This is a genomic window from Candidatus Hydrogenedentota bacterium (assembly GCA_019695095.1).
Classification (GTDB): domain Bacteria; phylum Hydrogenedentota; class Hydrogenedentia; order Hydrogenedentales; family SLHB01; genus JAIBAQ01.
On sequence record JAIBAQ010000014.1, the window covers coordinates 1 to 23,561 of the forward strand.

Below are 23,561 nucleotides of genomic sequence, written 5' to 3' on the forward strand. Positions count from 1 at the left end.
GGCGTTTCCAATGGGCTGTACCGCCATTGACCAACGAACCTCTATGCAGCGTCTTTGGATAGCGCTTGGCCGCTCGGATGCGGTGCGCGCATGTGTGACATGCAGTTTACCATAGGCACAGGATGCGTGGGGGAATGCGAGGCGTATAAATGATTGCCCGTCCAAGGTTTGAAATGTCGCACGCCGTTGGCGCAGAAAGACTGTGCGGTTATTCATTGCCTCTGCGCTCGGCGCGGAGAAGAGAGTTTGGACAGGATTAACAAGATTCACAAAATGAACTTGTGTGAAGTAATTGTCGATGACAACAGGAGAGGGTCTTAATCGTGTGAGTTTTGTAAATCATGTCTAATGAATGATCGTGTGGAGTTGCCGGGATGTAAGTCGTGCATTCCGCCGAATGGCGCATTGACGATATCGCGACACAATGAAGAAGCCGGACTAATCCGGGATATCGGATCAGTCCGGCTGATGGTGCGGATAAGTACGAGAGCTATGGCACGCGTGTTGCCGTGATTCCTCCTGGAAGCGAGGCGGTTTTCACAACGTATCCGGCCGGTAGGTTGAGCCGGTATTTCACTTGGCCGTCTTCCTTCCACCACCGCATTGTGACAACGCCGTCGGGCACCGGGATGCGGCCTTCGCACCATTCGAGGGGCACGTCGGAGATGCGCACCGTGACAGCCTTCTGTCCGGCTTCCACGACGACGCCCAGCACGTCGCGATAGAGCGTGTGGACGATGTGCGAAGCGAAGCCGTGGTTGCAGCTAGCCTCTTCTTTCACGTTCTCCCAGAGGGTGCCGGTGCGGTCGGCCATGTAGAGCAGGTAGTCGATGGATTCGGGAAGGATCTGCGCGCTGCATCCGTAGCGGGAAAGGATCTCGAAACGCAGCATGTTGCCAATGAAGGAATTCGCCGCGCCCACTTCAGGGTATAGGCCCTTGTCCTTCCGGTTCGGACCGAATTCATTCACGAGCTTCTTCCACAACTCGGGATGCGTGTCCGGCGTCGCTACATCGAAAAAGAACGCAAAGTACTGGCAGACTTCGGTTCGATTGCGCGTGACTTCCAGCTTGCCGTCTTTGCGCACGGCGTTGTCGACGAAGAATTCCCCGTCATAGGATTGCTTGAGGATAACGTCACGCATACGCTTCGCTTGGTCATTCAATTCCGGCATGGAATAGAGGGATCCGGCCGCATCCAACACGGAGGCATAGAGCATGTTGGATGGGTAGTTGACGTCCTGCACGTACTTGTTCGCATCGGACCACTCGACGAAGACCCAGCTTTCCAGCTTCTCAAGCAGGCCGTCTTCATTCTTGAACTTGTCGAAGTACTTCAGAAGCGCCATCACGCGCGGCTTGAGCGCATCGACCATTTCACGGTCGTTGCTACGCTGGTAGTACTCCTGAAGCTGCATGACGAACCACATCGCCCAGTTCGGGATGAAGACGCCATCGTAGTGATCGGCGGGATAGCACATCGGCAGCATGCCCTCGGGCAGATCGTCGAACTTGTCGGGGAGCAGGAAGTTCTCGATGAAGTTGCGCTCCACCGTAGTCTGGCCGCAGAGGTCACTCGCAGAACGCGCCGTGAAGAAGCTGTCGCACAACCAGCCCGCGCGCTCGCGGTGCGGGCAGTCCATGAAGACGTCCACGGAGTTTTGAACGAATGTCTCACGGCCCGCATCAAATAGGCGATTCAAGCGTACGTCAGACGAGGCAAACTGCGCCTCGCCGGCATCGGCGTTGACATATTCGCGAATGTAGGGATCGGCAACGCCGCAATCGCCGTCCAACACAAGAATCTTGAGATAGCGCAGTGTGTACGGTTCGATAGATTCAACAGTGTACGTTCCCGGTTCGAGTTCGAACGCAACAATATTGACACATCCAAGCCGACGCCAATCGACGTCGTTATTTGTCAATACCTCGTCGAACAAGAAGTACAACCGGGACGCTTTCTTGCATTCCAAGGTAGCGCCGATGAAGCCAGTAAGATTCGTACCGAAGTCCAACACACGATAACCGCCCTTCTTCGTCTGCACTTCAAACGGAGAAGAAGAAAGTGCTGGAGTGCCTTCACGTTTCGAATAGCTGAAACGTTGCAGGTCGATGGACGGAGTGACCGCAAGCTCGGCTTCGGGGAATCCCTTGAGTTTGGGCCCCACGTTCACAAACGAACGGTCTTTCCACGGGTGTTCCGGCGCCGGTCCTTCCGCGGCCGTGCCGTAGCCGAGGTCCATGACGGCGAGGCGCTTCACGAAACGCGGAAACGATATGCCGCGCGCGATGAGCTTCTTTTCGCCGACAACATCGCATGCAACCTCCGACGTCTTGACGTTGGGGTCGCTACGCCATGCATCGTAGCCGGGTTTCAAACGGTAGTACTCCGTGAACGGGCGTTGAAAACTGTAGCGGCAGACTTTCTGCACCCGCTCTTCGATGATGTGCGCCGTAAAGGGTTTCGCCGTGTCGCCAGTCGCCGCCAGCACCGTGTCGCCTTTGCGCACTTCGGCCTGCAGAAACGACGGTTGGTCGAGAACGTAATAACTATTCGAGTTGTAGCCAGCGACTTCCACCGCGATGACGTTTTTGCCTTCATTGACGCGGTTCGAGAGGTCCCACTCGTCGACGCGGAAGAACCCCTTTGCAGCACGCGCGGGACCGTATCCCGCAAACCCGCCGTTCACATAGATTCGGTAAATGGTCGAACCTGTTATCCGCAGCGCCAGCGGATCGCCGCGTTTCGCATCGACTATCGCGCGAAAGCCGACATTGACATTCATCTCCGTGTCGCGGCCCGCGGGCCAGATTGGTTTCGCCGCGGAGAAGTCCGCAACGGATACATGAAGCGATGCAGCGAGCACCGCCGTTGCCAACAACGAGAAGCCCATGAAGTACCCCCTTCTATTCACCCCGCCGTGCAAGACCGGGCCTGTAATTGAAACGTGTGGTTATTTGGTTTCGTACGGTTTATCGATCATGCCTTCGATGCGCTGTTCGACAGGCGCAAGCGGGGGCAGGCCGTTCTCGGGCCGGTCAAGATAAAATAGGGCCACCGCACAGAAATCGTCGCGCCGGTAATAGTTCACCCAAGCGACATCCGGCGAGTCGTGCGCTGCCAAGTCAACGGGCTCCGGCGATTCGAGCAGCCGTACAAACCGGCCTTGATTGTCATTGGCTATGGAGACCGGCTGAATTTCCACTCCCGCCTTCTGCATTTCCACGACTTCTTTTTTTGACGCTCCGCCCATGTGCTGAATCGTCACACGCAGGTCCCGGTGAAAACAGATCGGCTCGGGAACATGATACCGGTAGAAGCCATACTGAAGATGCTCTCCATCTGCCACCAGGCTTCCCTGATACCGCCGCTGAAACAGGCCTTGTCCCCAGCCCGTTCCGATGTAGTCCTCGGTGCCCGTGCCCACGATGGTCGGCCAATCGGTGTCGCCGTCGACGTACATTTTCACTTCGCCTTCGCCCCACCAGCCCACGTTCTCGGGATGAGCGATCACGCCGATGTGCGCCCCCACGAAACGCCCCTTGCCCTTCACGGCCGGCAGTATCTCGAAGTCCTTGTTGAGCGTTGTGGAAGTCTCGCGGCGCCAATATGCGTGGAAACAGAGCGCATCGGGATCGGGCTTCGCGGTGACAATGCAATCAATGTCATAGAACAACTGCACGACGTCGCGCTTCGACTCGTTGGTCAAAGTGACCTTTGCCCCGTTGTGGAACGGCATCGGGATGTAGCAGTTGAACGAGCGGCCTTCGGGATTACAGAAGAACTCATTCTCCATCGCCACCGGCCGGCCCAGGATGGCGCAAAAGAAATCGCCGAACGGCACCGACACGGCCGGCGTTGCGGCCCCGTCCCAATACATATCGAGGCGCAGCGCGCGCAGCATCTGCGGATCGCGCTCACGTATCGTGAACCACATGCGGCGGATTTCGCCGCTGCCCTGCAATTCAAGCAGCGTTTGCGTTTGACCCGCCGGGAGTAACTGACACGGGTTCCCCTTGCCGCCTTTGTTCGACTTGCCGCCTTCTCCCTTGGCTCCGGTGGGGTTTTCGAAGCTTACCCAGCGGGATTCCACGCCGTCGGGAACGCGATACAGGTCGGAACGGGAAGCGCCTTGCGCGCCGGCAACCGATGCAACAAATAGACAGAGCACGGTGAATTGGAGGCATTGTTTCATGATGAGTTTGCCCTCTAGTTTTGCTGGGCAGGCTGTGCTGCTTCCGCGGGCGCGGGTGGTTGAGCGGCGTTCCACTTCCATTCGCCGCTTTCACCCTTGACCAGCGTGGCGATAGGGCCGCCCTGAGCATCGAGAATCGCGAGCGTTGGCGTTTCCTGTTGCTCGAAGCGAACCATCACGCCGGTCTTGCCGGAGCGATCCGTCAGCACCATGGTGGGCAAATCGTCTGCCCCCATGAGCATCTCGGCCCGCTTGCGTTCGTCTTTGCCCATCACGCCAATGGAAGTGGCTCCGTTGGGATTCACGCCCAACGAAACGCGCATCTTGCCCGCCTTGTCCAGCAGTTCCAAATACGACTTTCCTTCGCTATTCACCCCCAACCGTGCACCGGGTCGTCCTTCGGCGTCGATGGCTTCGAATCGTTGCGAACGCACCACGTTCTCCTCCGCCGATACGCTGCCGTTTGTGGCAAGGATTGCGACCATCCCCCCGACAAACGACGAACCCAGCAGCATTCCAACCAGGAGCGCACTTCGCTTCAAGCTCATCGCGTTCTCCTCCTTTCCCTATGCCGATACCGTCACAACAACGGCAATTCCGGTTTATCCTCGTCTTTGAGCGGCTCTTCGCGAACCTGCGGTGTCCACGCCAGGAGCCTGCTCTCGATGCGCGTAATCTGCCACGACGTCACTTCTTTCGCAATGGATTCACACTGCGCCTTCGCCTCTGGCACGCCCAAGTTGTCCGCGAGCCGCCACCACCACAGTGCCTTATCGAGATTCCTCTCCACAACGCCGCCTTGAGCGTATGCGCGCGCCAGCCGCACGACGGCGGGCACGTATCCGGCAGCGGCCGATTTATGGTGCCATCGAATGGCCGCGCGAACGTTTCGCGCGGGACTGTCCTCAGCCTCAAGAATACGCGCCAACTCATATTGCGCCCGCGCATTGCCGAGACGCGCGGCAGGTTCAAGCAGTCTCATCGCTTCGCGCAGGTTGGCTTTGGCGCCGATCCCCCGCGACAGCATCAAGCCTGCGGCTGTTTGGGCTTCCAGTAATCCGGCATCGGCGGCCTTACGATACAATGCCGCGGCCTCCTCAGGATTGGCCGCAACCCGAAATCCTCCCGCAGGTTCGACACCGTGTTCGAGCCAGGTTGCCAGTCCATAGCACGCTTCGGGCACTCCATTGTCCGCGGCCAACCTCAGATACTTCTCCGCTTCGTTCAGGTTTCCGACTCCGCCTAGACCGGTCGCATACAAATAGGCCAAGGGGTAGTAGGCCTCAACGCACTTCCCCTCCGCCGCTTTGCTAAACCACTCTCTCGCGGTTGGATAGTTTATTAACGCGCGTTTGCCTTCGAAATAGACCATGCCCATTTCGTACTGCATCCGTGCATTGCCTCGATCCGCGGCGCGCTTCATCACATCCAGACGCATGATGCGCTCGCCCGAATTTGCGCGCAGTTTGACGATACGCCACGTCCCAATGCCTGCAAACGCGACCGCTACCGCAAGTATTGCTGTCGTTAAAACGCGCCCAAACGTTGCCTTTCCGGAGTCTCGTTTCATGATGCCGCTGCTTGCTCCTCTTGTGAGGTATGCTCGCGTGCTAGCCTTCTCGCTTCGTCGCGTTGGGACGGCGTCATTGTTTTCTCAAGCGTCTCCAAAACAGCCCGCGCATCCTCAACCCCTTCGTTCAACGCGGAAGACGCCCACACATACGCATTCACAGGGTCTTTTTCGACGCCCGCGCCTTCCGCGTATATGCGCGCGAGTTCAAGCCGCGCCATGGCGCTGCCGTGATTGGCCGCATCGTTGAACCACGCCGCCGCTTTGGCGGCATCACCGGACATGCCCAAGCCCTTCCGTGTAAGCATGCCAAGGCCATACATCGCATTCGCGTCGCCTTGACGCGCGGCCTCCTCGTACCATTTCGCGGCGGCGGCGAAGTCGTTAGGGAGACCAAAGCCATCCACGTACATCTTCGCCATGCGCGTTTGGGCGGGCGCCAGACCTTGTTCCGCTGCCTTTCGATACCATGCCGCGGCTCTCTTCATGTCTTGCGGAATTCCGTGCCCGTCTGGAGCCACCGCGCCGATTTCGTGAAGGCATCCCAGTTTCCATTGCGCTCCCGCATGTCCCCGGTTCGCGGCACCCTCCAGATAAATGAGCGCCTGGACGTAATTGCGTTGAACGTCTCTTCCTTCGAGGTATCGAAGTCCAAGTTCAAATTGCGCGTTTGCGTGGCCCCGCCAGGCGCCACGCTGCGCCGCGTCCGCGGGCGAGTGACCGCACCCTGTCATCATCGCAACGATCAGGCAGAAAACCGGCCAAACAACCGCCCGTTTTGCCGAGCTAGACATAGTGGAAGCCATGGAAACGGAGAGTCTTTTCATGCTCCGTAGTGTAGCAGACACGACTGGGCCGTGCATCGGCGCAAAAGCGCCCAAACTTGATTCGCACACGGCGACTCTTCAGAGTTGTGCAGGGGGACTACATCAAGGGGAATGACGATGCCGACCGAATCGATGAGCGGGCGTGAGCGTTGGAATGCTGTCTTGACGCGGAACAAACCCGACCGCGTGCCCATGGACATCTGGATCACCAAGGAGGCATTGGTCAATCTCTGCACGTATCTAGATGCAGACCCGTATGATGCCTTCAAGCGTTTGCACATCGACATTCCGATCACGGTGGAGGGGCGCTACGTCGGACCGCCCCTATCCGACGGCACGGACTACTGGGGGTTGCAGTATCGTGACGTCGATTACGGTTCAGGGGTCTACCCGGAATGCGTCGAACATCCTCTCGCCGCATACAACACCATCGAAGAAATTGAGGCCAACTACACCTTTCCGACGGCGGACTGGTTCGATTTCTCACATCTTCCCGAAGTCGTTGAGGCAGCGGGAGGCAGTCCCATTCGCGGCGGCGGATCGGAACCTTTCCTCTACTACAAATACTTGCGCGGCGATGTCCAGGCCTTCATGGACCTTATCGAGAATCCGGAACTTGTCCATTACTGCCTCGACAAGATGTTCGACTTCTGTTACCAGACCACGCTACGAATCTTCGAAACCGTTCCGGGAGCGGTGCAAATCACCTATGTCGCCGAAGACCTGGGCGGACAAGACAACCTGATGTATGCCCCCAAGCAGATTCGCGAGTTCTTCTTTCCCGGAATGAAGCGCATGATTGAGTTGACCCGTCAGCACGGATCGTTCGTGTTTCATCACACCGACGGGGCTGCCCGCGAGATCTTGCCTGATCTAATCGATATCGGCATTCAGGTTTTGAATCCCATTCAGTGGCGGTGTCGCGGCATGGAAAGAGAAGGACTCAAACGCGATTTTGGAGACAAGCTGGTCTTTCATGGCGGCGTGGACAACCAACACACGCTACCTTTCGGAACTGCCGAAGACGTCCGGCAGGAGGTAGTCGACAATCTGCGAATTCTGGGCGCGGGCGGTGGATACATCCTTGCGCCGTGTCACAACATTCAAGCCGTCTCGCCGCCGGAAAATGTGGTCGCGCTTTACGAGACCGGCTACGAAGAGGGCTGGTGCTAACCCGCAATTTACATCGGCGTTATTGAGCGCTGACGCAAATTGCTCACCTGCAAGACTTTGAGGCTGTCGCCTCGCTCGGTCTCGCGCTACGTCTTTTCAATCTCCGTGCGCGTGCGCGCGCTGATGAACTTGATGTCGTGAATGTGAAAATCGGATACCGACTCGATTGAGACTTCCCGTTCGAACTCCTTCGCGATTTCTTCGAGCAGTCCCTTGCTCTCCGTGCGCAGGCGCCGCGCCACGTCGGGATGAAGCTGGATAATCACGCGTTTCTCCTTGGAATGGCAGCACAGCCGCGTCAGCTCTCGCAGCGTTTCCAGCATCATGGTCGTTACCGAGCGCACCAACCCGCTGCCTTCGCAGTAGGGGCACGTTTGCGAGAGGGATTTCACGAGGTTGTGCTTGACGCGTTTGCGCGTCATTTCGATCATTCCCAATTCGCTGACTTCCGACACCGTAGTCTTTGCGCGATCGTTCTTCAGGCAATCCTGGAGTTTGTGGATCAGTTCACGCTTGTTGCGCTCCGATTTCATGTCGATGAAATCGACGACAATGATGCCGCCAAGGTCGCGCAACCGGACTTGCCGCGCGATTTCTTCGGCAGCTTCCAGGTTGGTCTTGAACACGGTGTCTTCGAGGTGCTTCGATCCCGTAAAGCGCCCGGTATTCACATCAATGGCCACCAGCGCTTCGGTTTGATCGATGCAGATGTAACCACCGCTCTTCATGTACACCTGCCGGTTCAGGGCTTTGGCAAGTTCTTTTTCGATACCGAACTTGTCGAAGATCGGCCGCTTTGCGTTGTAGTGCTTCACCCGCTTCTTGAGGCTTGGCGCGAAGGTGTCCAGGAAGCTTAAAATGCGTTCGTACTCGTCCGCGCTGTCTATGGTAAGTTTGTCGATATCGTTGGTGAACAAATCGCGTATGATGCGCAGGATCGGGCTCAGGTCTTCGTGCAACAGGCATGGGGCCTTGCCCGTTTCCATTTTCGACATGATGTCGTCCCACACCTTGTTCAGATACCGGACGTCATCCTGAAACTCGCTCTTCTTCTTCCCTTCGCCCGCCGTTCTCAGAATCAGACCCACTCCCTGGGGACGTATCCCTTGGAGGGTCCGGCGCAAGCGTTCCCGTTCGCGATCGTCTTCAATCTTGCGCGAGATACCGAGATGTTTGACGGTGGGCATGAATACGATGTAGCGGCCGGGCAAAGTCAGGTAGTTTGTTAACCGGACTCCCTTTGTTCCGAGCATGTCCTTGCTGACCTGCACCATAATGTGCTGGTTCTTTTTCAACAAGGATTCGATGCTGGGCGGTTTACCCCGGTGTCCTTTCTCGCTGGGCTTGACCGTGCCTTCTTCGAACACAAAGTCGCCGGTACCCTCGGCGCCCGCGATGTCGGACACATAGAGAAAGCCGTTCTTCTGCTGGCCGATGTCGATAAACGCGGCTTGAATGCCCGGAACGATGGAGTCCACTCGGCCTTTGTAGATGTTTCCGACAAGACTCTTGCTCTCTTCTCGCTCGATTGCCATTTCGGCGAGACGCCCGTCTTCGATCAACGCGATGCGTGTCTCCAAGGGGGCTACATTGATCACAAATTCCTTCATACTGCCTCCAGCGCGCAGATTAACGCCGGGCACGGAAGGGAGGCCGGGGCAGGCATCGGGCAAGAAACCGCGAGCGGATCAGGCAAAGAAATTCTTCCTGACATTCACGCTCAGAATAGTTCCCACACACATCATCGTCGTCATTAGAAACGAACCGCCATAGCTCAAGAACGGCAGTGGCAGACCCGTCACGGGCAAGAGATGAAGCGTGATCGCAATGTTCACGATAACGTGAAACCCGATGATGGACATACAGCCGATTGCCAATAGGCTGCCTGCAAGGTCCGGACAATCCCGCGCCAACGCAATGCTGCGCAGCATAAAAAGGGTGTACAACACAAGTACAACAATGCTTCCCACAAATCCGCGCTCTTCCGCGAAGAGCGCGAATATGAAGTCGGTGTGATATTCGGGCAGGAACTTCATGTGCGTTTGCGTTCCCTGTCCGAAACCTTTCCCCCACATCTGACCGCTGCCAACGGCAATGGTCGTTTGAATGATCTGATACCCCGCATCCAATTGATAATCCGGGTCCGCTTCGGGGGTGACGAACGACTCGATGCGCTTTCGCTGGTGCTCTTTCAGCGGCAGCTTGTCGAGATTGAAGTACGCGAGCGGCAGCACAATCGCGCCCGCCAGAAACATCGCAAGAAGATGGCGTTTGCGGCAGCCCGCGACATAAACCATCACAACCGCGATGGGCGACATGACCACCGCGGTCCCGAGGTCGCCTTGCTTAAGAATGAGAAGGAGTAACACGCCCATGATGGCGAAGGCTAGCATTAGGTATGGAAGCCGCTGTATCCGCTCGCCCACGCGCGGCAAGTACCACGCCATTGCATAGACCAGGGCAATTTTGCTCAATTCCGACGGCTGGAGGCCGATATATTGGCCGTACCTCAGCCAGTGCTGTCCGCCCATGGCCGTGTATCCGATGGCGAGCACGAGTACAAGCAACACGATGACGCCTACAAACATGACCGGCGCCAGCGATACCAACGCCCGGTAGTCGACGCAAACGATGCCGATCGCTACAAAGACACCGAGAATGAAGAACGCCGATTGCTTCACGTAAAACTTTAGATAGAACGGCAAATCGGATGCCGCGCTCATGCTCGCGCTATACAGGGTGGTTAACCCGATTCCCACCAATGTAAACGTGAGAATGACCAGAATCCAATCCACGCGCATCAGGTTGCGGTAGTTGAAGGTTCGAATGTGCGAATCGAGCAGATCGAGACCTTGCGCTGTTCCGTTCATCGGTCAACGTCCTTGCGCGCTAGCGACACAGGCGTTCCCGTTTCCGCGGGCCGAACCCCCTCGGGTTGATCCCGGTAGAAGTACTCGAAAACCTTCTTCGCCGCGGGAGCCGCAGCGGAACTACCGTGCAAACCGTGCTCGATGATTACACTCACGGCAATGCGCGGAGTCCGGTCTGTGACGCCGGAGACGAACAACGCGTGATCGCGATATTGGTAGGGAATGTCGTCTTCGTTGGTGTGGTGTGCAGTCATCCCCAGTCGAACGACCTGAGCTGTACCTGTTTTACCCAGGATATCCAAGCCTTCTATTCGTGCTTCTTTGCCGGTACCGCTTGGCGCCGAGACCTTCTCCACACATTTGCGCATGCCTTCCTGCACAATGCGCAGCGTGTTTTCGCTAAACAGCGGCTCCGAAACCTTCGGTCCCAATTCCATATTCACATAGGGCCGTACACGTCGTCCGCCGTTCAGCACCGTCGCCATCAACACCGCATTCTGCAGCGGCGTCGCCACCACGGATCCTTGTCCGATCGACATGTTCACGGTTTCGCCGTCATACCAGCGCGACTGCCACGGCTCCGTCTCGCCACGTTCTCGGGCCAGTTGCTTCTTCCATTCCGGCCCGGGTATCAAACCTGTCAACTCACCCGGCAAATCGATGCCCGTCTTCACGCCCAAGCCAAGCTTGTTTGACCACTCAACCACTTTTTCGGGCCCCAACTTCAAGCCAACGTTGTAGAAAAACACGTCGCACGAATAGGCTAGCGCATCGACAACATTGACGCCGCCGTGCCCGCCATACTTGAGCCGCCAACACCGCCAGGGGCGCGACACGCCCGGCAGATAAAACTTGCCGTTGCAGCCATATGACGAGTGCTCGTTGATGACGCCCTCTTCCAATCCTGCTATCGCCAGCGCCACCTTGAACACGGAACCGGGGGGATAGTGATACTGAAACGCCCTGCTCAGCGTAGGCTTCATCTTGTCGTCCAAGACTTCCGCAACCAGTCTGCCGCGGTCGGGACTGCTGGTCGCGAAGACATTTGGATCGTATCCGGGGGTGCTGGCCATTGCCAGCGCCTCGCCCGTGTCCGCATTCAGTACAACAATGGCCCCGATGTCGCTGCCGAGGATCTTCTCGCACTCGCGCTGCAATCCCATATCGAGGGTAGTGAAGATATTGCCGCCCGGCACCGGTTCCTTACGCGGCTCAAGTTCGTCCAGCCTGCGGCCCTTGCTATCGCGCTCGATGTACGGCACGCCGCGACTATCGGTGAGCAATTGCGGTACGCTGCCGTTGTAGCGGCTCACGATCATTGCGCCGTCGTATCCCTTCAGCATGTCTTCGTATGCCATCTCGAGGCCTGCGCGGCCAACGATATCGCCAATCCGGTAACGCGGTTTGCGCGACTCCAGCTCTTCTTCCGTGATTTCGTTGAACCAACCCAGGATTTGTCCCGCGCTCTCGTTGTAGTAATAGCGGCGCTGCGGGCGCGCCACCGAATACACGCCCTGCAATGCAAATGACAGTTCTTCGACTCGGTTCAATTCCGAGCGCGGAATGTCGCGTTTTACTAAGATTTGCTTGAAGGGCACCTTGCGATCGATTGCCGTCTTGATGTCTTTCAGCAGTGCATCGCCGTCGATGTTGATGAGTTGCGCGAGCCGTGAGCAGACGCCTTCCGGATCTTTCACCATGGCAGGCGTCAGTACGAGATCGCATGCGGCCCGGTTATCCGCGAGCACGACTTCGCGATCGCGCCCAAAGATCATGCCGCGAGGCGCCTTGAGCAGTTCGAAATCGACCCAGTTGTTCTTGGCCTGATCGGCATACTCCTGACCATGAATGAGCTGCATGTCCCACAGGCGCAGCGCGAGTATGCTCATCAGCACGATCACGCCCACGGTGAGTCCCGTGAGACGATTGTCGAGTCCTTCGAATCGCTTCTTCGATGTGGATGTTGGCATCTACACGGTCCCTCCATGCACGGCCCAGTCTTCGCGCCCAAACGAAAAATCGAGCACAAAGAACAACACCGGCGTGAACAGCGCTGAATAGAACGCCCCCGGCACCACGCGCGCCGCGATGTCATGCATCGCGCCAATACCGGGATCCTGCACATACGCCACCATGGTCGAAATCAATCCGAACGCCAAGCCGGACAGAAACACGAGTCCGGCTTTTACCGCGGGATGTTCCGTGGCAAGGCGAGCGGAAATGCGCCCGACAAGATAACCCACGATTACATAGCAGAGCACGTGGTGCCCCAACACGGCATTACTGGCCACATCGTTGAACAATCCGCCGAGCAGGCCCGTGAACATGGCCCTCTCGGGGCCGTTCATGACGCCGAAGTACACGACGAGCAGCAGGGTCAAGTTGGGCACAACATCCATCACGCGAATGACGTCAACCCACGTCGTTTCCAACAACGACGCGGCGATCACGGCCACTGCCCAATAGAAGTTTCTGCGCATCGTCTCTCCGTGGCCGGTTAAGGAGCGAACCGCTCCTGAATCGACCGCTCATCCGGCATGGCAAATGCCATGTGCTCAATGGTATCTGGCGGCGCTTGCCCGACCATTTCCGCAAGTCTCGGTTGAGCGCGCGCAACCAAAAACAACTCATCTATCGCGTATGGGTTTGCGTAGGGCTCCACATACGCCACCTGAAACAGCGATCCGCCCTTCTGCAAATCCACGATCTTCCCGATCCGGTATTCGCTTGGGAAGATTCCACTGCCTCGCGTCAAGACCTCGTCGCCAATGCGGACGACGTCCTTCGCATCAATATACTCCAACTTACAGAGTGGACCGAAGTCCTTGCCGCTGCCGTGGACCGTCGCCCACACTCTCCGGTCGCGGCCTATTATCGCGCCGATCTTGCAGAAGTCGCTGTGCAACGTTGCCACGTATGACAGCGCCGGCTCCACCTCGGTCACAATGCCCACAACGCCATCGGGCGTCATGGCGCACATGGCCTCTTTCACGCCATGAATTGAGCCGCGGTTGATGATCAATACGCCGGCCCTGTTGGAAATGATCTCCGCGGACACCGATACGACTTCCGCGGGCTTCAGCGACAATCGAGGCTGGGATTGCTCGAACTCAAGCATGCGGCGCAGGCGCTGGTTTTCGGCTTCGAGCGCATCTCGGTCCGCAATGCGCGGCGTCAACGCGCCGATCTCTTCTCGAAGATGAAATGCCTCCGAGCGCGCGGAACTGTAGGCCGTCACAAAGCCGGTCACGTAGGAGAAGGAATTCTCGATATGGTTCATGGCCTGCCAGAACGGATAGGCGACGACAGATACGGTCGTCTTGATGCCGCGCGTTACAAGATTGCCGCGCTGTCCTGAAGCAAGGGACATGAGAGACAAGAGTACCAGGATTGCCAGAATTACAGTGGGCCGTTGCTCGCTTATGCGTCGGGAAAGCGACAATGCTTACACTTCTTCGTCTTTGAAATGACGGATCCCTTCCAGGTACTTGCCTGTGCCCAGCACGACGGCCGTCAGCGGATCTTCCGCGACTGTCACGTGCAAGCCTGTCTCTTTCGCAATCAACTGGTCGAGACCGCGCAACAATGCGCCGCCTCCCGCCAGCACGACGCCGCGATCGAAAATATCCGCGGACAATTCCGGCGGCGTGCGCTCCAACGTTACGCGCACGGCGTTGACCATGGAGGAAACAGGTTCGCGCAACGCTTCGCGAATTTCCTCGGACGTGATGGTCAGTATCTTGGGCAGGCCCATTACCTGGTCGCGCCCTTTGACCTGCATCTCCATTTCTTCTTTCAACGGAAACGCAGAACCTATTGCAATCTTGATCTCTTCCGCGGTGCGCTCGCCAACCATCATGTTGTACGTGCGCTTCAGATGCTGAATGACGGCCTGATCCATTTCGTCGCCCGCAACGCGCACCGAATTCACGTGCACGATGCCGCCGAGCGAAATCACCGCAACTTCCGTCGTGCCGCCGCCGATATCCACAATCATGCAGCCCTGAGGCTCTTGCACGGGAAGCCCCGCGCCAATTGCCGCAGCCATCGGCTCCTCGATCGTGAAGACTTTTTTCGCGCCGGCCTGCATTGCGCTTTCGGTCACAGCGCGCTTCTCAACGGCTGTAATTCCTGAGGGGACGCAAATCGCCACACGCGGCATCACGAGCCTGCGTCGGTTGTGAACTTTCTGAATGAAATACCGAAGCATCGCTTCGGTCGTGTCGAAGTCGGCGATCACACCGTCCTTCATCGGACGAATAGCCACGATGTTGCCGGGCGTGCGCCCGATCATGCTCTTGCCTTCGTTGCCGACCGCGCGCACCTTTCCCGTGTCCTTGTTGATCGCGACTACGGAAGGTTCGCTGAGGACTATGCCTTGGCCCTTAACATAGACCAAGGTGTTCGCTGTGCCGAGGTCGATTCCCATGTCATGCGAGAAGAGACCCGGCAACCAATTCAAGATTCGCACAAATACCACCCCTTAAGCGGACGGATTAGGTTCCTACCGCGGAGCACCTCGTAACTGAAAGTAGTTTATAGACTTACCCGCTGTGAAGCCCGCGGATTATAGCAAAACCCTTCCAGCAATTCCATAGTCCGCAATTTGCATCGGCGCGATGGAGCGCCGGCGCAAATTGCTCACGTGCAAGACTTTGAGGCTATGCCATGAGGATTTATTGCGAACATACTCTGTCTTGGGAGAGCCGCTTTTCTTTTCGCCACAAGTCTCGCAAGCACGTCGAGTCTGCGAGAATCGATGTCCCGAGGTGGATGCCATGCCGATGGGCAGGAGTGAAAACAACGGTCCGGCACATGAACACCCGGTGAGGCGAAAGCGCGACACCCGCCTAGGAACCGAGCGGCTTAGGTTGCGGAAGTGACCCGGGTCAGCGACTCCGTGTTGAACAGGTCCACTTCCAGGAGCGCCTCGTAGGCCGCCGATACCAGCGACTCCCAGACCAGCCACTCGTCCTGAGCGTGCTCAAAGATGCGGCGAATGGCCATGTGATCCTTCAGGGCTCCGATGCGCTTCACCATCATCGCGCGCAGGAGATAGTAAATATGGTCCGTAGCCGCGGGTTCATCCGCCGCGATGTCACGCTCCTTATCCGCTAGCGCTTCGTATTCCGCGCGCTTCGGCTTCAGAAGCATATACAGGGCCACCAGCGCCTGCTGACCTTTCGTGCTCCACAACGGCGACTCTTCCGCATTCAGCAGTATCACTTCGATTTCGGATGTGGACCCCCCTCGAACAAGTTTCGCCACCTCCGTAAGGGCAAGTATCGCGTAGTACTTCATCGCGAGGAAATCGTCGAGGGCTTCGGCCTTTTGAAGGTGTCGCAATACAATTATTTCGCGCGCAAAAGGCCCGCCATAGCGCTCCAGATACGCACGGATCAGGTAATATTGCCGCCGCACTTCATACGGTTCGTGACTTGCACGTTCCATCCACGCGGAATACTGATTGGGCGTGTCTCGCGTGGTCGCCGGCAACGCAAGCGCCCCGCTATACGGTTTCGTTCGAGACGCCTCTCGCGTCTCCGATTCGACTAGCATGCCTCCGGTTACGTCGCTCTGCGAACTGGCAAACACCGCCTCCGCTTCCGCGTTCGGGCGATACGGTCTTCGACCTTGCTCCGCTTCGACGCTGCGTCGCGCCACCGGCAGGACAACGGGGCCGTCCCAATCCGCGGGTGGTGTGGTCGGAACGGACGGAACCCTGAGGGGCTCCACAACGCGCGGAGGCTTGTTCTCAACCGGCGTGGCCGCGGCTCGGCCGACGACTTCTTCCTGCGGCTCTGCCAACGGTCGGCGCTCGATGATTGGAGGAACCTTCCACGCCTCCCCGGGTCGAAGCTTCGGACGGATCCCCGCCGCGCCGGCAGACTCTTGGGCCGATTCACGTTCTTGTTCCGCTTCAATAGAGGGCGTCGCAGGCTCCGCCACAACACTCTGGCGCGACTGCCATCCGGTTGTCGAGCGCTCACCTGGAACAAACGACCAGCGCGGCTGAGAGACCGCCGATCCGCTGTCCAAGCTGCCTGTTTCGCTTGTACCCGCGCTGGATCCGCCACGCATGCGGTCGCCCGTTTCAATCACGCGCCGCCGCACGTCGCGAGGCGACGGCCGGCCTATTTCCTGCGGCCTGCCCGACTCTTCTTTGGCCCGAGCCTGAATTCGTTGCAGCGCACTTGCTGCGGGCGAAGGCGCTGTCCGCGGAGGTGGCGCAACTCGCTTGATTCGCTGGGACAAGGGCGTAAAGGGCAGGGATTCACCTTCAGACGTCTCAACGACCGGCGCCGGAATGGGTTCTACCGGTACGGCTGGAACAGGAATCGCCTGCACAGTCTCCGGGGGGGCAACAGGAATTGCCGGTTGTACCGGAGGCGTCTCGTAGATTACTTGCGCGACGGGAATCGCCGCAGGAGGCGGCTCCTGCGCAACATGCAATTGCCAGGCAGCGGCTGGCGTGGCCACCGGCCGTATCCACTCGGCGGGGGGCTCGGGAGCCAATGGCACGGCTGCGACAGCCGGCATCACCGGAGGCGGCGCTGGCGGCGGAGTGGGCTGTGGCGCGGCGGCAACTTGCGGAGCAGGCGCCTCGGGAGGCGGCCCCAAAGTAGTTGCCGGTGCTTGTTTCGGCAACTCGGGCGGCGGGAACTCCGCGAACTCCTTGTGCAAGTCCGGCATGACTTCCGGCAACGGTGATTCCATTTCCTCCGAAGCCAGTGGCACGCCATCCACCGAATCCAGCTCTACGTCATCATTTGAGGCGAAAGCCGCTTGCGCGCCTTCGATCATCTCTTGGGCTTGATCTTCCGTCAACTCGCCTAATCGAACTCGCGCCTTCAATGCCCGCTTGCTCAAGGGCCGGTTCTTGCTCTGCCGTTCCAGCTTCGGCCCAATTCGACGCACATGCCGTACGTTGACGCGAGGCCTCGAAGCGCTTCCCGGCTCTGCGGTATCGACTTCGTCGTCGGTCCTTTCGAGCCCGGCGGATTCGAAATGCTCCACGGGTTCCATTGAAGCGTCCTCGACGGAGGCCACTTCAACGACCAATTCGGACAAATCCTCTGCTTCTGCCTCCGGCTCGGCCGGTACCGCAGTTGGCATTGAGTCCGGCACCGTTGTCTCATCAGCGCGCTCAAAATAAAACGGTTGCGCGCCGGTCTCGGCTGAATCGGTTTGCGCTGGCTGGACGACTTCAATGACGGGAATCGGTTCTGGCGATGGCGGTACCGGAGGTGCGGGTGGTGGCGGTGACGACTCCGGCGCTTGCACCATTGCTTGATGTGTGACCGGCGGCTGCACATAGGATCGCTCGGCATCTGGCGGCTGCGTCGCGGGCGCCGGTGCGGGCGCACTCGATGCCTGAGTCATTTGATGCGCTAAATCCAGAAGGCGATCAATTTGAAAGTAGCGATCGCGTAATCGTTGACGCTCTTCAGGGTCAGTCACCGTCTCAAACCGGACACGGATCTCCCCCGCTTCCTGCAACAATTGCGAAGCGATTTGGGTCCAGTCACTCGGTTCGGTTTGCGTCATCCCACCGCGACCTCATCCCCGGAATCAAACCAGTACATATAAGTGCAGTAATACCAGTACCTTGCTTTTCTGTCGGAGTACAGCCCACAAGCTTCATCAACCTCCCGGCAAGCCAGACACGGTCTGCCCTGGGATCCAAACAGACTCTCCCGACTGGCAGGAGAATATCGCCGGAGCGTTGCCAGGTCGATTGGACCTCACCTCCAAAATGTCACAGAGGTGATTATAGTGAAAACAGAGCCATTTTGGCAACCACGAACGCGGATTTTTTCTGCCAATTGGGTTGTTGACAGCAAAAAGGACGGGGTTCTGTGGGCAAGTCTTCCTATCCGACTCGGAACTTGTCCTGTTAATCCGTCGTTTTCTTCCGGTTTTGGTTTGTACCGGAAGACTGCAAGGCTGTAAGGACGCGTTATTTGCGTCCGAGGTGGGTTTTAGCGGCGTGTTTCGTACGCATTCCAGGCTAACGCATCTCTTAGCGCTACTTTTGGTGGCGTTTTATGTCGTTGCGTCCGGGCGTACGCTTGTTCCCGGCTTGTGCGCCACCCAACGTGCGCAACAGTCTTCGTGTTGCGCCAAAGCCGACTCCGAGACTCAGGGCTCCCCTGAATCGGTACATGCGCCGCGCCCCAAACACCCTCCGTGCGGGTTGTGCCACTTGGTGCTGTCGGCGGTTACCCCTACCGCCATAGCCGTCTTGGCGGTCATGGCGTCCCCCGGTTACTTCGTGGCCCCTACCCTGAGCGACAGGAGTGTCTCCGCCGAGGTTTGTACCCTCTCCCGCCCCCGCGATCCTCCCATTTCGATCCTCTAGCACACGAAGACCGCCTATTAGCCGCAACTGCCTCATCCGATACGGTTGAGGCCTGTACCATCGTGACCAGGTATAAGGACCGGCTCAAAGCCAATTAGCCGATAACCCGGACGGGAGATCCCCGTGCCCGGATTCGTTTAGGAGAAGTATTGTGAAACGAACTGGATTTACCCTCATTGAACTCCTTGTGGTCATTGCCATCATTGGTATCCTGGCCGCAATCTTGTTGCCTGCCCTGGCCCGCGCCCGGGAAGCTGCCCGGCGGGCGAGCTGTCAGAACAACCTGAAGCAGATGGGTGTCGTCTACAAAATGTATGCGGGCGAGAGTCAGGGCGAGAAGTTCCCGCCGATCCGCGCCACGAATTGCAGTGGCGACCCCGTACTCTTCGATCAGATGGCCGATGTCGCGCGATTGTACCCGGAGTACCTCACCGACCTCGGCGTATTGGTTTGCCCGAGCGGCGTCTCGGTGGGTTCGCCAGAAGCGTTGTGGGACGTCCGGCCCAACAACAGCCCGGTGGGCATGATGCCCATGCCCGAAATGTCCCCGGACGGCGTAATGCTGACCGGTGACGGAATCGTCGAGCCGTGCGAGATCACGGGGGCAGTTCCCTATTCCTATCTGGGATGGGCGCTTCCCGACGGCTTAACGCAGATGACCGATACGATGCCCCTCATGAACAGCATCAACGCCTACGCCATGCAGTGGGAGATGGGCACGGAAGACGCATACGCGTGCGCCGACGGCGACTGGGAGTTCTCCATGCCGATCAACGGGTACGATGTGGCCTACCGCCTTCGGGAGGGCATTGAACGTTTCTTCATCTCCGACGTCAATAACCCGGCTGTCGGAAGCATCGGCCAATCGCAACTTGCGGTGATGTGGGACGCCATCGCGTCCGGCGCCAAGATGTTTAACCACGTGCCGGGAGGCGCCAATGTGTTGTACATGGACGGTCACGTCGCGTTCAGCCGGTGGCTGAGCGGCGAGGGAGAGTTTCCGCTTAATGCCGCGGGACTCGCCTTCCACAAAGCGAATCACATGCTGAACGGGACGCACATGTAACGCGTTCCTTCGTTTCCGGCCACTGGAAACATACCCTCCATTTCGTGTTGTACCGCAAGCCGCCATCGGACCCCCGGTGGCGGCTTGCCTCTTTTTTCCCGAGTTGTGAGTCCGCAGTCTACACCGGCACACTTGAGCGCCGACGCAAATTGCTCACGCGCAAGACTCTGAGGTTAGGCGTTACGCATTACTCGCATCCACTACTTTGGTAGAATGCGCCTTGCCAACGGCAAGGAGTGCGGGAAGTGACTCATATCTCATCGGACAACGCGGATTCGGATTCACCGGCCTGGCGCAACGGGTTCGGCGACCTCACCCGGCGCGTCCTCGGCTGGATGTTGCTGGTATCCCTGTTGCCGCTCGTCATCATGGCCGCCCAGGGTTATCACTGCGGCATGCAGGCCGTGATGGACAAGACCCACGATCAGCTTATGTCGTTACTCGACTCGCGGCGCGCACTGGTCGAAACATGGGTCAATCAGCGGTACAGTGAACTCGACATTCTCGCGACATCGCCTTCGGTTGCGCGGTGTTGTTCGCATTTCGCGCAATTGACCGAAGCGGAAATCGACGCCGAAGTCACGGCGATGATTCGAGGTATCGTGACGCGGGTCGACGCATACGACAGCATCACCGTGTTTGATGGCGATGACAACGTCATCGCAACGACTAGACATCCCGAGATACAAGGCAGTCTGCCGGCCATCCCGGAGAAGAACCCCGCACTCAAGGAAGGCGAATTCACGTGGTTTGGAGTGCCACAACTCTCGCAGGACAATTCGACCATCGTACCTATGTTTCGACTGTTGCGAAACCCACACGGAGACAAGATCGGCGCCATCAGCGCGAACCTCAACCTTACGCGTTCCCTCGAACCGTTGCTGCTGGAGCCCATCGTCAAGTACAAACGGCCCGGTGCGTATCTGATTACCGCCAACAAGACCATACTTGCGGGAACGAGCGCGTTGTCCGCGAGGCCCCACCGGCGCATGCCTCAGGCCGATTATCTTCCCGACGCATTCTTGTCGAGCGGATACCACGATTATCGGGACGCAACAAATTGGAGGGCTGCCGAAGCTGTCGCGAGAACCCCGTGGACCTTGGTGGTGGAACTCAACTTCATCGAAGCAACGCAGTGGCTGCGAATCCTGCTTCACCGAACGGTCATCACCGGCTCGATTACGCTCATCGTACTGGTCTTTCTTGCACTGTGGATCTCGCGCCGCCTGGGACAGCCGCTGCGTCAACTTGCACTCGTCGCTCAGCGCATCAGCGCGGGCAATGTCGATGAGCGGGTACCCGAGTTGAACGGCTCCGAAGCGGAGGCCGTTCGCCGCGCCGTGAATCAAATGCTCGATGAACTCAAAGAGAAGCAGGCACAAGTCGTGCGCACCGCGGCGTTGGCGTCTGTCGGAGAACTGAGCACGAGTATCGTCCACGAAATGCGCAACCCCTTGTCGTCGATCAAAATGAACATTCAAGGATTGCGGCACGACCTGGAACAAATTCCATCGGGCCGCGAACTTGCGGACATCGCCGAGGCTCAGGCAAAACGGCTTGAAGGGATGCTCGACGATCTCCTGCAATACGGCCGCCCCATTAGCGTTAACCGCCAACCGAAGCGGTTCCGCGAGCTCGCGGACGCGGCAATCGCCGTGGTGCAGGATCAGGCGCGCGCCAAACACGTCCACATTGCCGTCGATGATCAACTTCTCAAGACCCGGCTCGATGTCGATCCGGAGTTGATGTGCCGCGCACTCACCAATCTTCTCGCCAATGCGATTCAGGCGTCACCGGAGGACTCGACCGTCACACTCGGCGGCTGGAGAGAGGCGCTGTGGTCCGAAAAGGCGAGCATCTCCGTGCAAGATTCGGGACCCGGTCTCAACGAGGAGATAGCGGACCGGATCTTCAAGCCGTTTTTCACGACCAAGCCAAACGGAGCGGGATTGGGTCTGGCGAATGTACGGAAGATTGTCGATCTGCATGGCGGTTCCGTCACGGCGGCCAACCTTGACTCGGGCGGGGCGGTCTTCACGATAACGCTGCCCGTGCATCGCGAGGATACTTAGTGCATGCGACACCGGCTCGAGGCCGGCATTTGAAAAGGTTTTGGGATGAAGGTACTTGTAATCGATGACGATCAGGCGCTGTGCCGGTCGCTTCAAATTCACTTGGAGCGACAGGGACACGCGGTGGATTGCGTGTACACCGCATCTGACGGGCTGACGCGCCTGCAACTTGATGCGCCGGACCTAGTCTTTGTCGATCTGAAACTGCCGGACAAATCCGGGCTTGAAGTATTGCGCCACCTGCATGAGCAGTCATTCTCCGGGCTCGCCGTCATGATTACGGGAACGCAAGACATGAAGGCCACCATCGAAGCGGTGCGCCTCGGGGCCTTCGATTACATTCGCAAGCCCCTCGATCTGGATGCTGTGCTACTCACCGTTGAAAAGGTGGGACAACAATTGCGCACCGCGTCGCGAAAGGCCGTCTCCGAAATCTCCTCCGACGACAGTCCGCGCCACGAGATCATTGGCGCGCATCCCGGCGTCATTGAAGTCATCAAACAAATTGGCGTTATGAGCGCGGCGAGCATCCCCGTGCTCATCCTCGGCGAGACAGGCACCGGCAAGGAACTCGTTGCGCGCGCGTTGCACGAAGCCGGGTGCCCGCGACAACCGTTCGTCGCGCTCAATTGCTCATCCGTCGTGCCGACGCTGATGGAAAGCGAATTGTTCGGCCACGCGAAGGGCGCTTTCACGGGCGCGGATTCGGACAAGGCCGGACGCCTTGAGTTGGCGGGCGACGGGATCATCTTCTTTGACGAAATCGGTGACATGGCGCTCGATTTGCAGGCAAAACTGCTGCGCGCGTTGCAGGAACGCGCGTTCGAGCGCGTCGGCAGCGTGAAGAGCATTCCGCTGCGCGCGCGCATCGTTGCCGCGACACATCGCGACGTCGAATTGATGGTAAACGCGGGCACGTTTCGCGAGGATTTGTATTACCGGCTTGCCGTGGCCACGATACGGGTTCCACCGTTGCGCGAACGGCGCAGCGACATTCCTCAGCTCGCAGAACATGCGCTGGCGCGCATTGGCCGCGAACTGCACATTGCGGTGTCCGGCATCGAGGACAAAGCGATCCACCGGCTGCAAGCTTACGATTGGCCCGGCAATATTCGTGAGTTACAGAACGTCCTGACCCGCGCCATGCTGCTCACGCGCGGCGGCATTATCACTGAGGACAGCGTTGCCGCGTCGATTGGGCGCGGTCCTACTTCGAAGTCCCCCAACTTCGTCATGAAGACCCTGCGCGATGCCGAGCGCGATCACGTCGAAGCGGCCCTCTACGCAACCGGGTGGAACATCACGCACACCGCAACCATGCTGGACATTTCGCCCACCACCCTGCGAAAGAAGATCGCGGATTACGGGTTGGTTTCGCCGAGGGAGAACGCGTGAGGGGCCGTGAGTCCTGAACCCGTTCGAGCCC

At 58.4% G+C, this 23,561-nt stretch carries 16 protein-coding genes; 4 read left to right on the forward strand and 12 right to left on the reverse strand.

Translation table 11 applies throughout. The features are described 5' to 3' along the window. Nucleotides 1-490 precede the first annotated feature (490 nt). Genes K1Y02_04105 through K1Y02_04125 form a run of 5 tightly spaced genes read right to left on the reverse strand, consistent with a single transcriptional unit; the run spans nucleotide 491 to nucleotide 6,571 of the window. Nucleotides 491-2,893, reverse strand: coding sequence for a hypothetical protein (locus K1Y02_04105; GenBank protein MBX7255526.1), 2,403 nt, complete (start codon nucleotides 2,891-2,893; stop codon nucleotides 491-493). 60 nt (nucleotides 2,894-2,953) lie between these two features. Then, nucleotides 2,954-4,195, reverse strand: coding sequence for a DUF2961 domain-containing protein (locus K1Y02_04110; protein MBX7255527.1), 1,242 nt, complete (start codon nucleotides 4,193-4,195; stop codon nucleotides 2,954-2,956). A gap of 14 nt (nucleotides 4,196-4,209) precedes the next feature. Further along, the gene (locus K1Y02_04115) at nucleotides 4,210-4,743 is read right to left on the reverse strand and encodes a hypothetical protein (protein MBX7255528.1); all 534 of its coding nucleotides are present in this window, start codon (nucleotides 4,741-4,743) and stop codon (nucleotides 4,210-4,212) included. Nucleotides 4,744-4,775: 32 nt separating this feature from the next. Beyond that, nucleotides 4,776-5,765, reverse strand: coding sequence for a sel1 repeat family protein (locus K1Y02_04120; GenBank protein MBX7255529.1), 990 nt, complete (start codon nucleotides 5,763-5,765; stop codon nucleotides 4,776-4,778). Then, nucleotides 5,762-6,571: a sel1 repeat family protein gene (locus tag K1Y02_04125; GenBank protein MBX7255530.1), complete on the reverse strand. Its 810-nt coding sequence runs from the start codon at nucleotides 6,569-6,571 to the stop codon at nucleotides 5,762-5,764. Before K1Y02_04125 ends, K1Y02_04120 begins: the two co-directional genes overlap by 4 nt. 138 nt (nucleotides 6,572-6,709) lie before the next feature. Here K1Y02_04125 and K1Y02_04130 point away from each other — a divergent pair, with 138 nt between their 5' ends. Next, nucleotides 6,710-7,765 (forward strand): uroporphyrinogen-III decarboxylase-like protein, encoded by a 1,056-nt coding sequence (locus K1Y02_04130; protein MBX7255531.1) that lies wholly within the window; start codon nucleotides 6,710-6,712, stop codon nucleotides 7,763-7,765. 86 nt (nucleotides 7,766-7,851) lie between these two features. On the opposite strand, the gene K1Y02_04135 is transcribed toward K1Y02_04130, so the two are convergent. The 7 genes from K1Y02_04135 to K1Y02_04165 form a co-directional block, all read right to left on the reverse strand. Continuing rightward, entirely contained in the window at nucleotides 7,852-9,375 is a 1,524-nt protein-coding gene (locus K1Y02_04135; protein MBX7255532.1) for an Rne/Rng family ribonuclease, read from the reverse strand. A gap of 78 nt (nucleotides 9,376-9,453) precedes the next feature. Further along, nucleotides 9,454-10,635 carry a rod shape-determining protein RodA gene (rodA, locus tag K1Y02_04140; GenBank protein ID MBX7255533.1) on the reverse strand — a complete coding sequence of 394 codons (1,182 nt, stop codon included), beginning with the start codon at nucleotides 10,633-10,635 and terminating at the stop codon, nucleotides 9,454-9,456. Further along, complete coding sequence (gene mrdA / locus K1Y02_04145; GenBank protein ID MBX7255534.1) at nucleotides 10,632-12,605, reverse strand: penicillin-binding protein 2; 1,974 nt, start codon at nucleotides 12,603-12,605, stop codon at nucleotides 10,632-10,634. Before mrdA ends, rodA begins: the two co-directional genes overlap by 4 nt. After that, nucleotides 12,606-13,115, reverse strand: a complete 510-nt coding sequence (gene mreD, locus K1Y02_04150; GenBank protein MBX7255535.1) for a rod shape-determining protein MreD — start codon at nucleotides 13,113-13,115, stop codon at nucleotides 12,606-12,608. Between the two features lie 17 nt (nucleotides 13,116-13,132). Next, the gene (locus K1Y02_04155) at nucleotides 13,133-14,077 is read right to left on the reverse strand and encodes a rod shape-determining protein MreC (GenBank protein MBX7255536.1); all 945 of its coding nucleotides are present in this window, start codon (nucleotides 14,075-14,077) and stop codon (nucleotides 13,133-13,135) included. 3 nt (nucleotides 14,078-14,080) lie between these two features. Further along, on the reverse strand, nucleotides 14,081-15,088 hold the full coding sequence (locus K1Y02_04160) for a rod shape-determining protein (GenBank protein MBX7255537.1): 1,008 nt from the start codon (nucleotides 15,086-15,088) through the stop codon (nucleotides 14,081-14,083). A gap of 413 nt (nucleotides 15,089-15,501) precedes the next feature. Then, nucleotides 15,502-18,183: a hypothetical protein gene (locus K1Y02_04165; protein ID MBX7255538.1), complete on the reverse strand. Its 2,682-nt coding sequence runs from the start codon at nucleotides 18,181-18,183 to the stop codon at nucleotides 15,502-15,504. 965 nt (nucleotides 18,184-19,148) lie between these two features. Between K1Y02_04165 and K1Y02_04170 the strand changes: the two genes are divergently transcribed. The 3 genes from K1Y02_04170 to K1Y02_04180 all read left to right on the forward strand — a co-directional run bounded on the left by K1Y02_04170 (nucleotide 19,149) and on the right by K1Y02_04180 (nucleotide 23,530). Beyond that, nucleotides 19,149-20,063, forward strand: a complete 915-nt coding sequence (locus K1Y02_04170; GenBank protein ID MBX7255539.1) for a DUF1559 domain-containing protein — start codon at nucleotides 19,149-19,151, stop codon at nucleotides 20,061-20,063. 245 nt (nucleotides 20,064-20,308) lie between these two features. Further along, nucleotides 20,309-22,135 carry a sensor histidine kinase gene (locus tag K1Y02_04175; protein ID MBX7255540.1) on the forward strand — a complete coding sequence of 609 codons (1,827 nt, stop codon included), beginning with the start codon at nucleotides 20,309-20,311 and terminating at the stop codon, nucleotides 22,133-22,135. A gap of 45 nt (nucleotides 22,136-22,180) precedes the next feature. Next, complete coding sequence (locus K1Y02_04180; protein ID MBX7255541.1) at nucleotides 22,181-23,530, forward strand: sigma-54 dependent transcriptional regulator; 1,350 nt, start codon at nucleotides 22,181-22,183, stop codon at nucleotides 23,528-23,530. The last annotated feature ends 31 nt before the right edge of the window (nucleotides 23,531-23,561 follow it).

What these genes read in the sequence shown, in the direction of transcription:
- K1Y02_04130 (MBX7255531.1), top strand. Translation starts at nt 6,710, where the DNA reads ATGCCGACCGAATCGATGAGCGGGCGTGAGCGTTGGAATGCTGTCTTG.
- K1Y02_04105 (MBX7255526.1), bottom strand. Translation starts at nt 2,893, where the DNA reads ATGGGCTTCTCGTTGTTGGCAACGGCGGTGCTCGCTGCATCGCTTCAT.
- rodA (MBX7255533.1), bottom strand. Translation starts at nt 10,635, where the DNA reads ATGAACGGAACAGCGCAAGGTCTCGATCTGCTCGATTCGCACATTCGA.
- K1Y02_04115 (MBX7255528.1), bottom strand. Translation starts at nt 4,743, where the DNA reads ATGAGCTTGAAGCGAAGTGCGCTCCTGGTTGGAATGCTGCTGGGTTCG.
- mrdA (MBX7255534.1), bottom strand. Translation starts at nt 12,605, where the DNA reads ATGCCAACATCCACATCGAAGAAGCGATTCGAAGGACTCGACAATCGT.
- K1Y02_04120 (MBX7255529.1), bottom strand. Translation starts at nt 5,765, where the DNA reads ATGAAACGAGACTCCGGAAAGGCAACGTTTGGGCGCGTTTTAACGACA.
- K1Y02_04110 (MBX7255527.1), bottom strand. Translation starts at nt 4,195, where the DNA reads ATGAAACAATGCCTCCAATTCACCGTGCTCTGTCTATTTGTTGCATCG.
- K1Y02_04165 (MBX7255538.1), bottom strand. Translation starts at nt 18,183, where the DNA reads ATGACGCAAACCGAACCGAGTGACTGGACCCAAATCGCTTCGCAATTG.
- K1Y02_04180 (MBX7255541.1), top strand. Translation starts at nt 22,181, where the DNA reads ATGAAGGTACTTGTAATCGATGACGATCAGGCGCTGTGCCGGTCGCTT.
- K1Y02_04135 (MBX7255532.1), bottom strand. Translation starts at nt 9,375, where the DNA reads ATGAAGGAATTTGTGATCAATGTAGCCCCCTTGGAGACACGCATCGCG.
- mreD (MBX7255535.1), bottom strand. Translation starts at nt 13,115, where the DNA reads ATGCGCAGAAACTTCTATTGGGCAGTGGCCGTGATCGCCGCGTCGTTG.
- K1Y02_04125 (MBX7255530.1), bottom strand. Translation starts at nt 6,571, where the DNA reads ATGGCTTCCACTATGTCTAGCTCGGCAAAACGGGCGGTTGTTTGGCCG.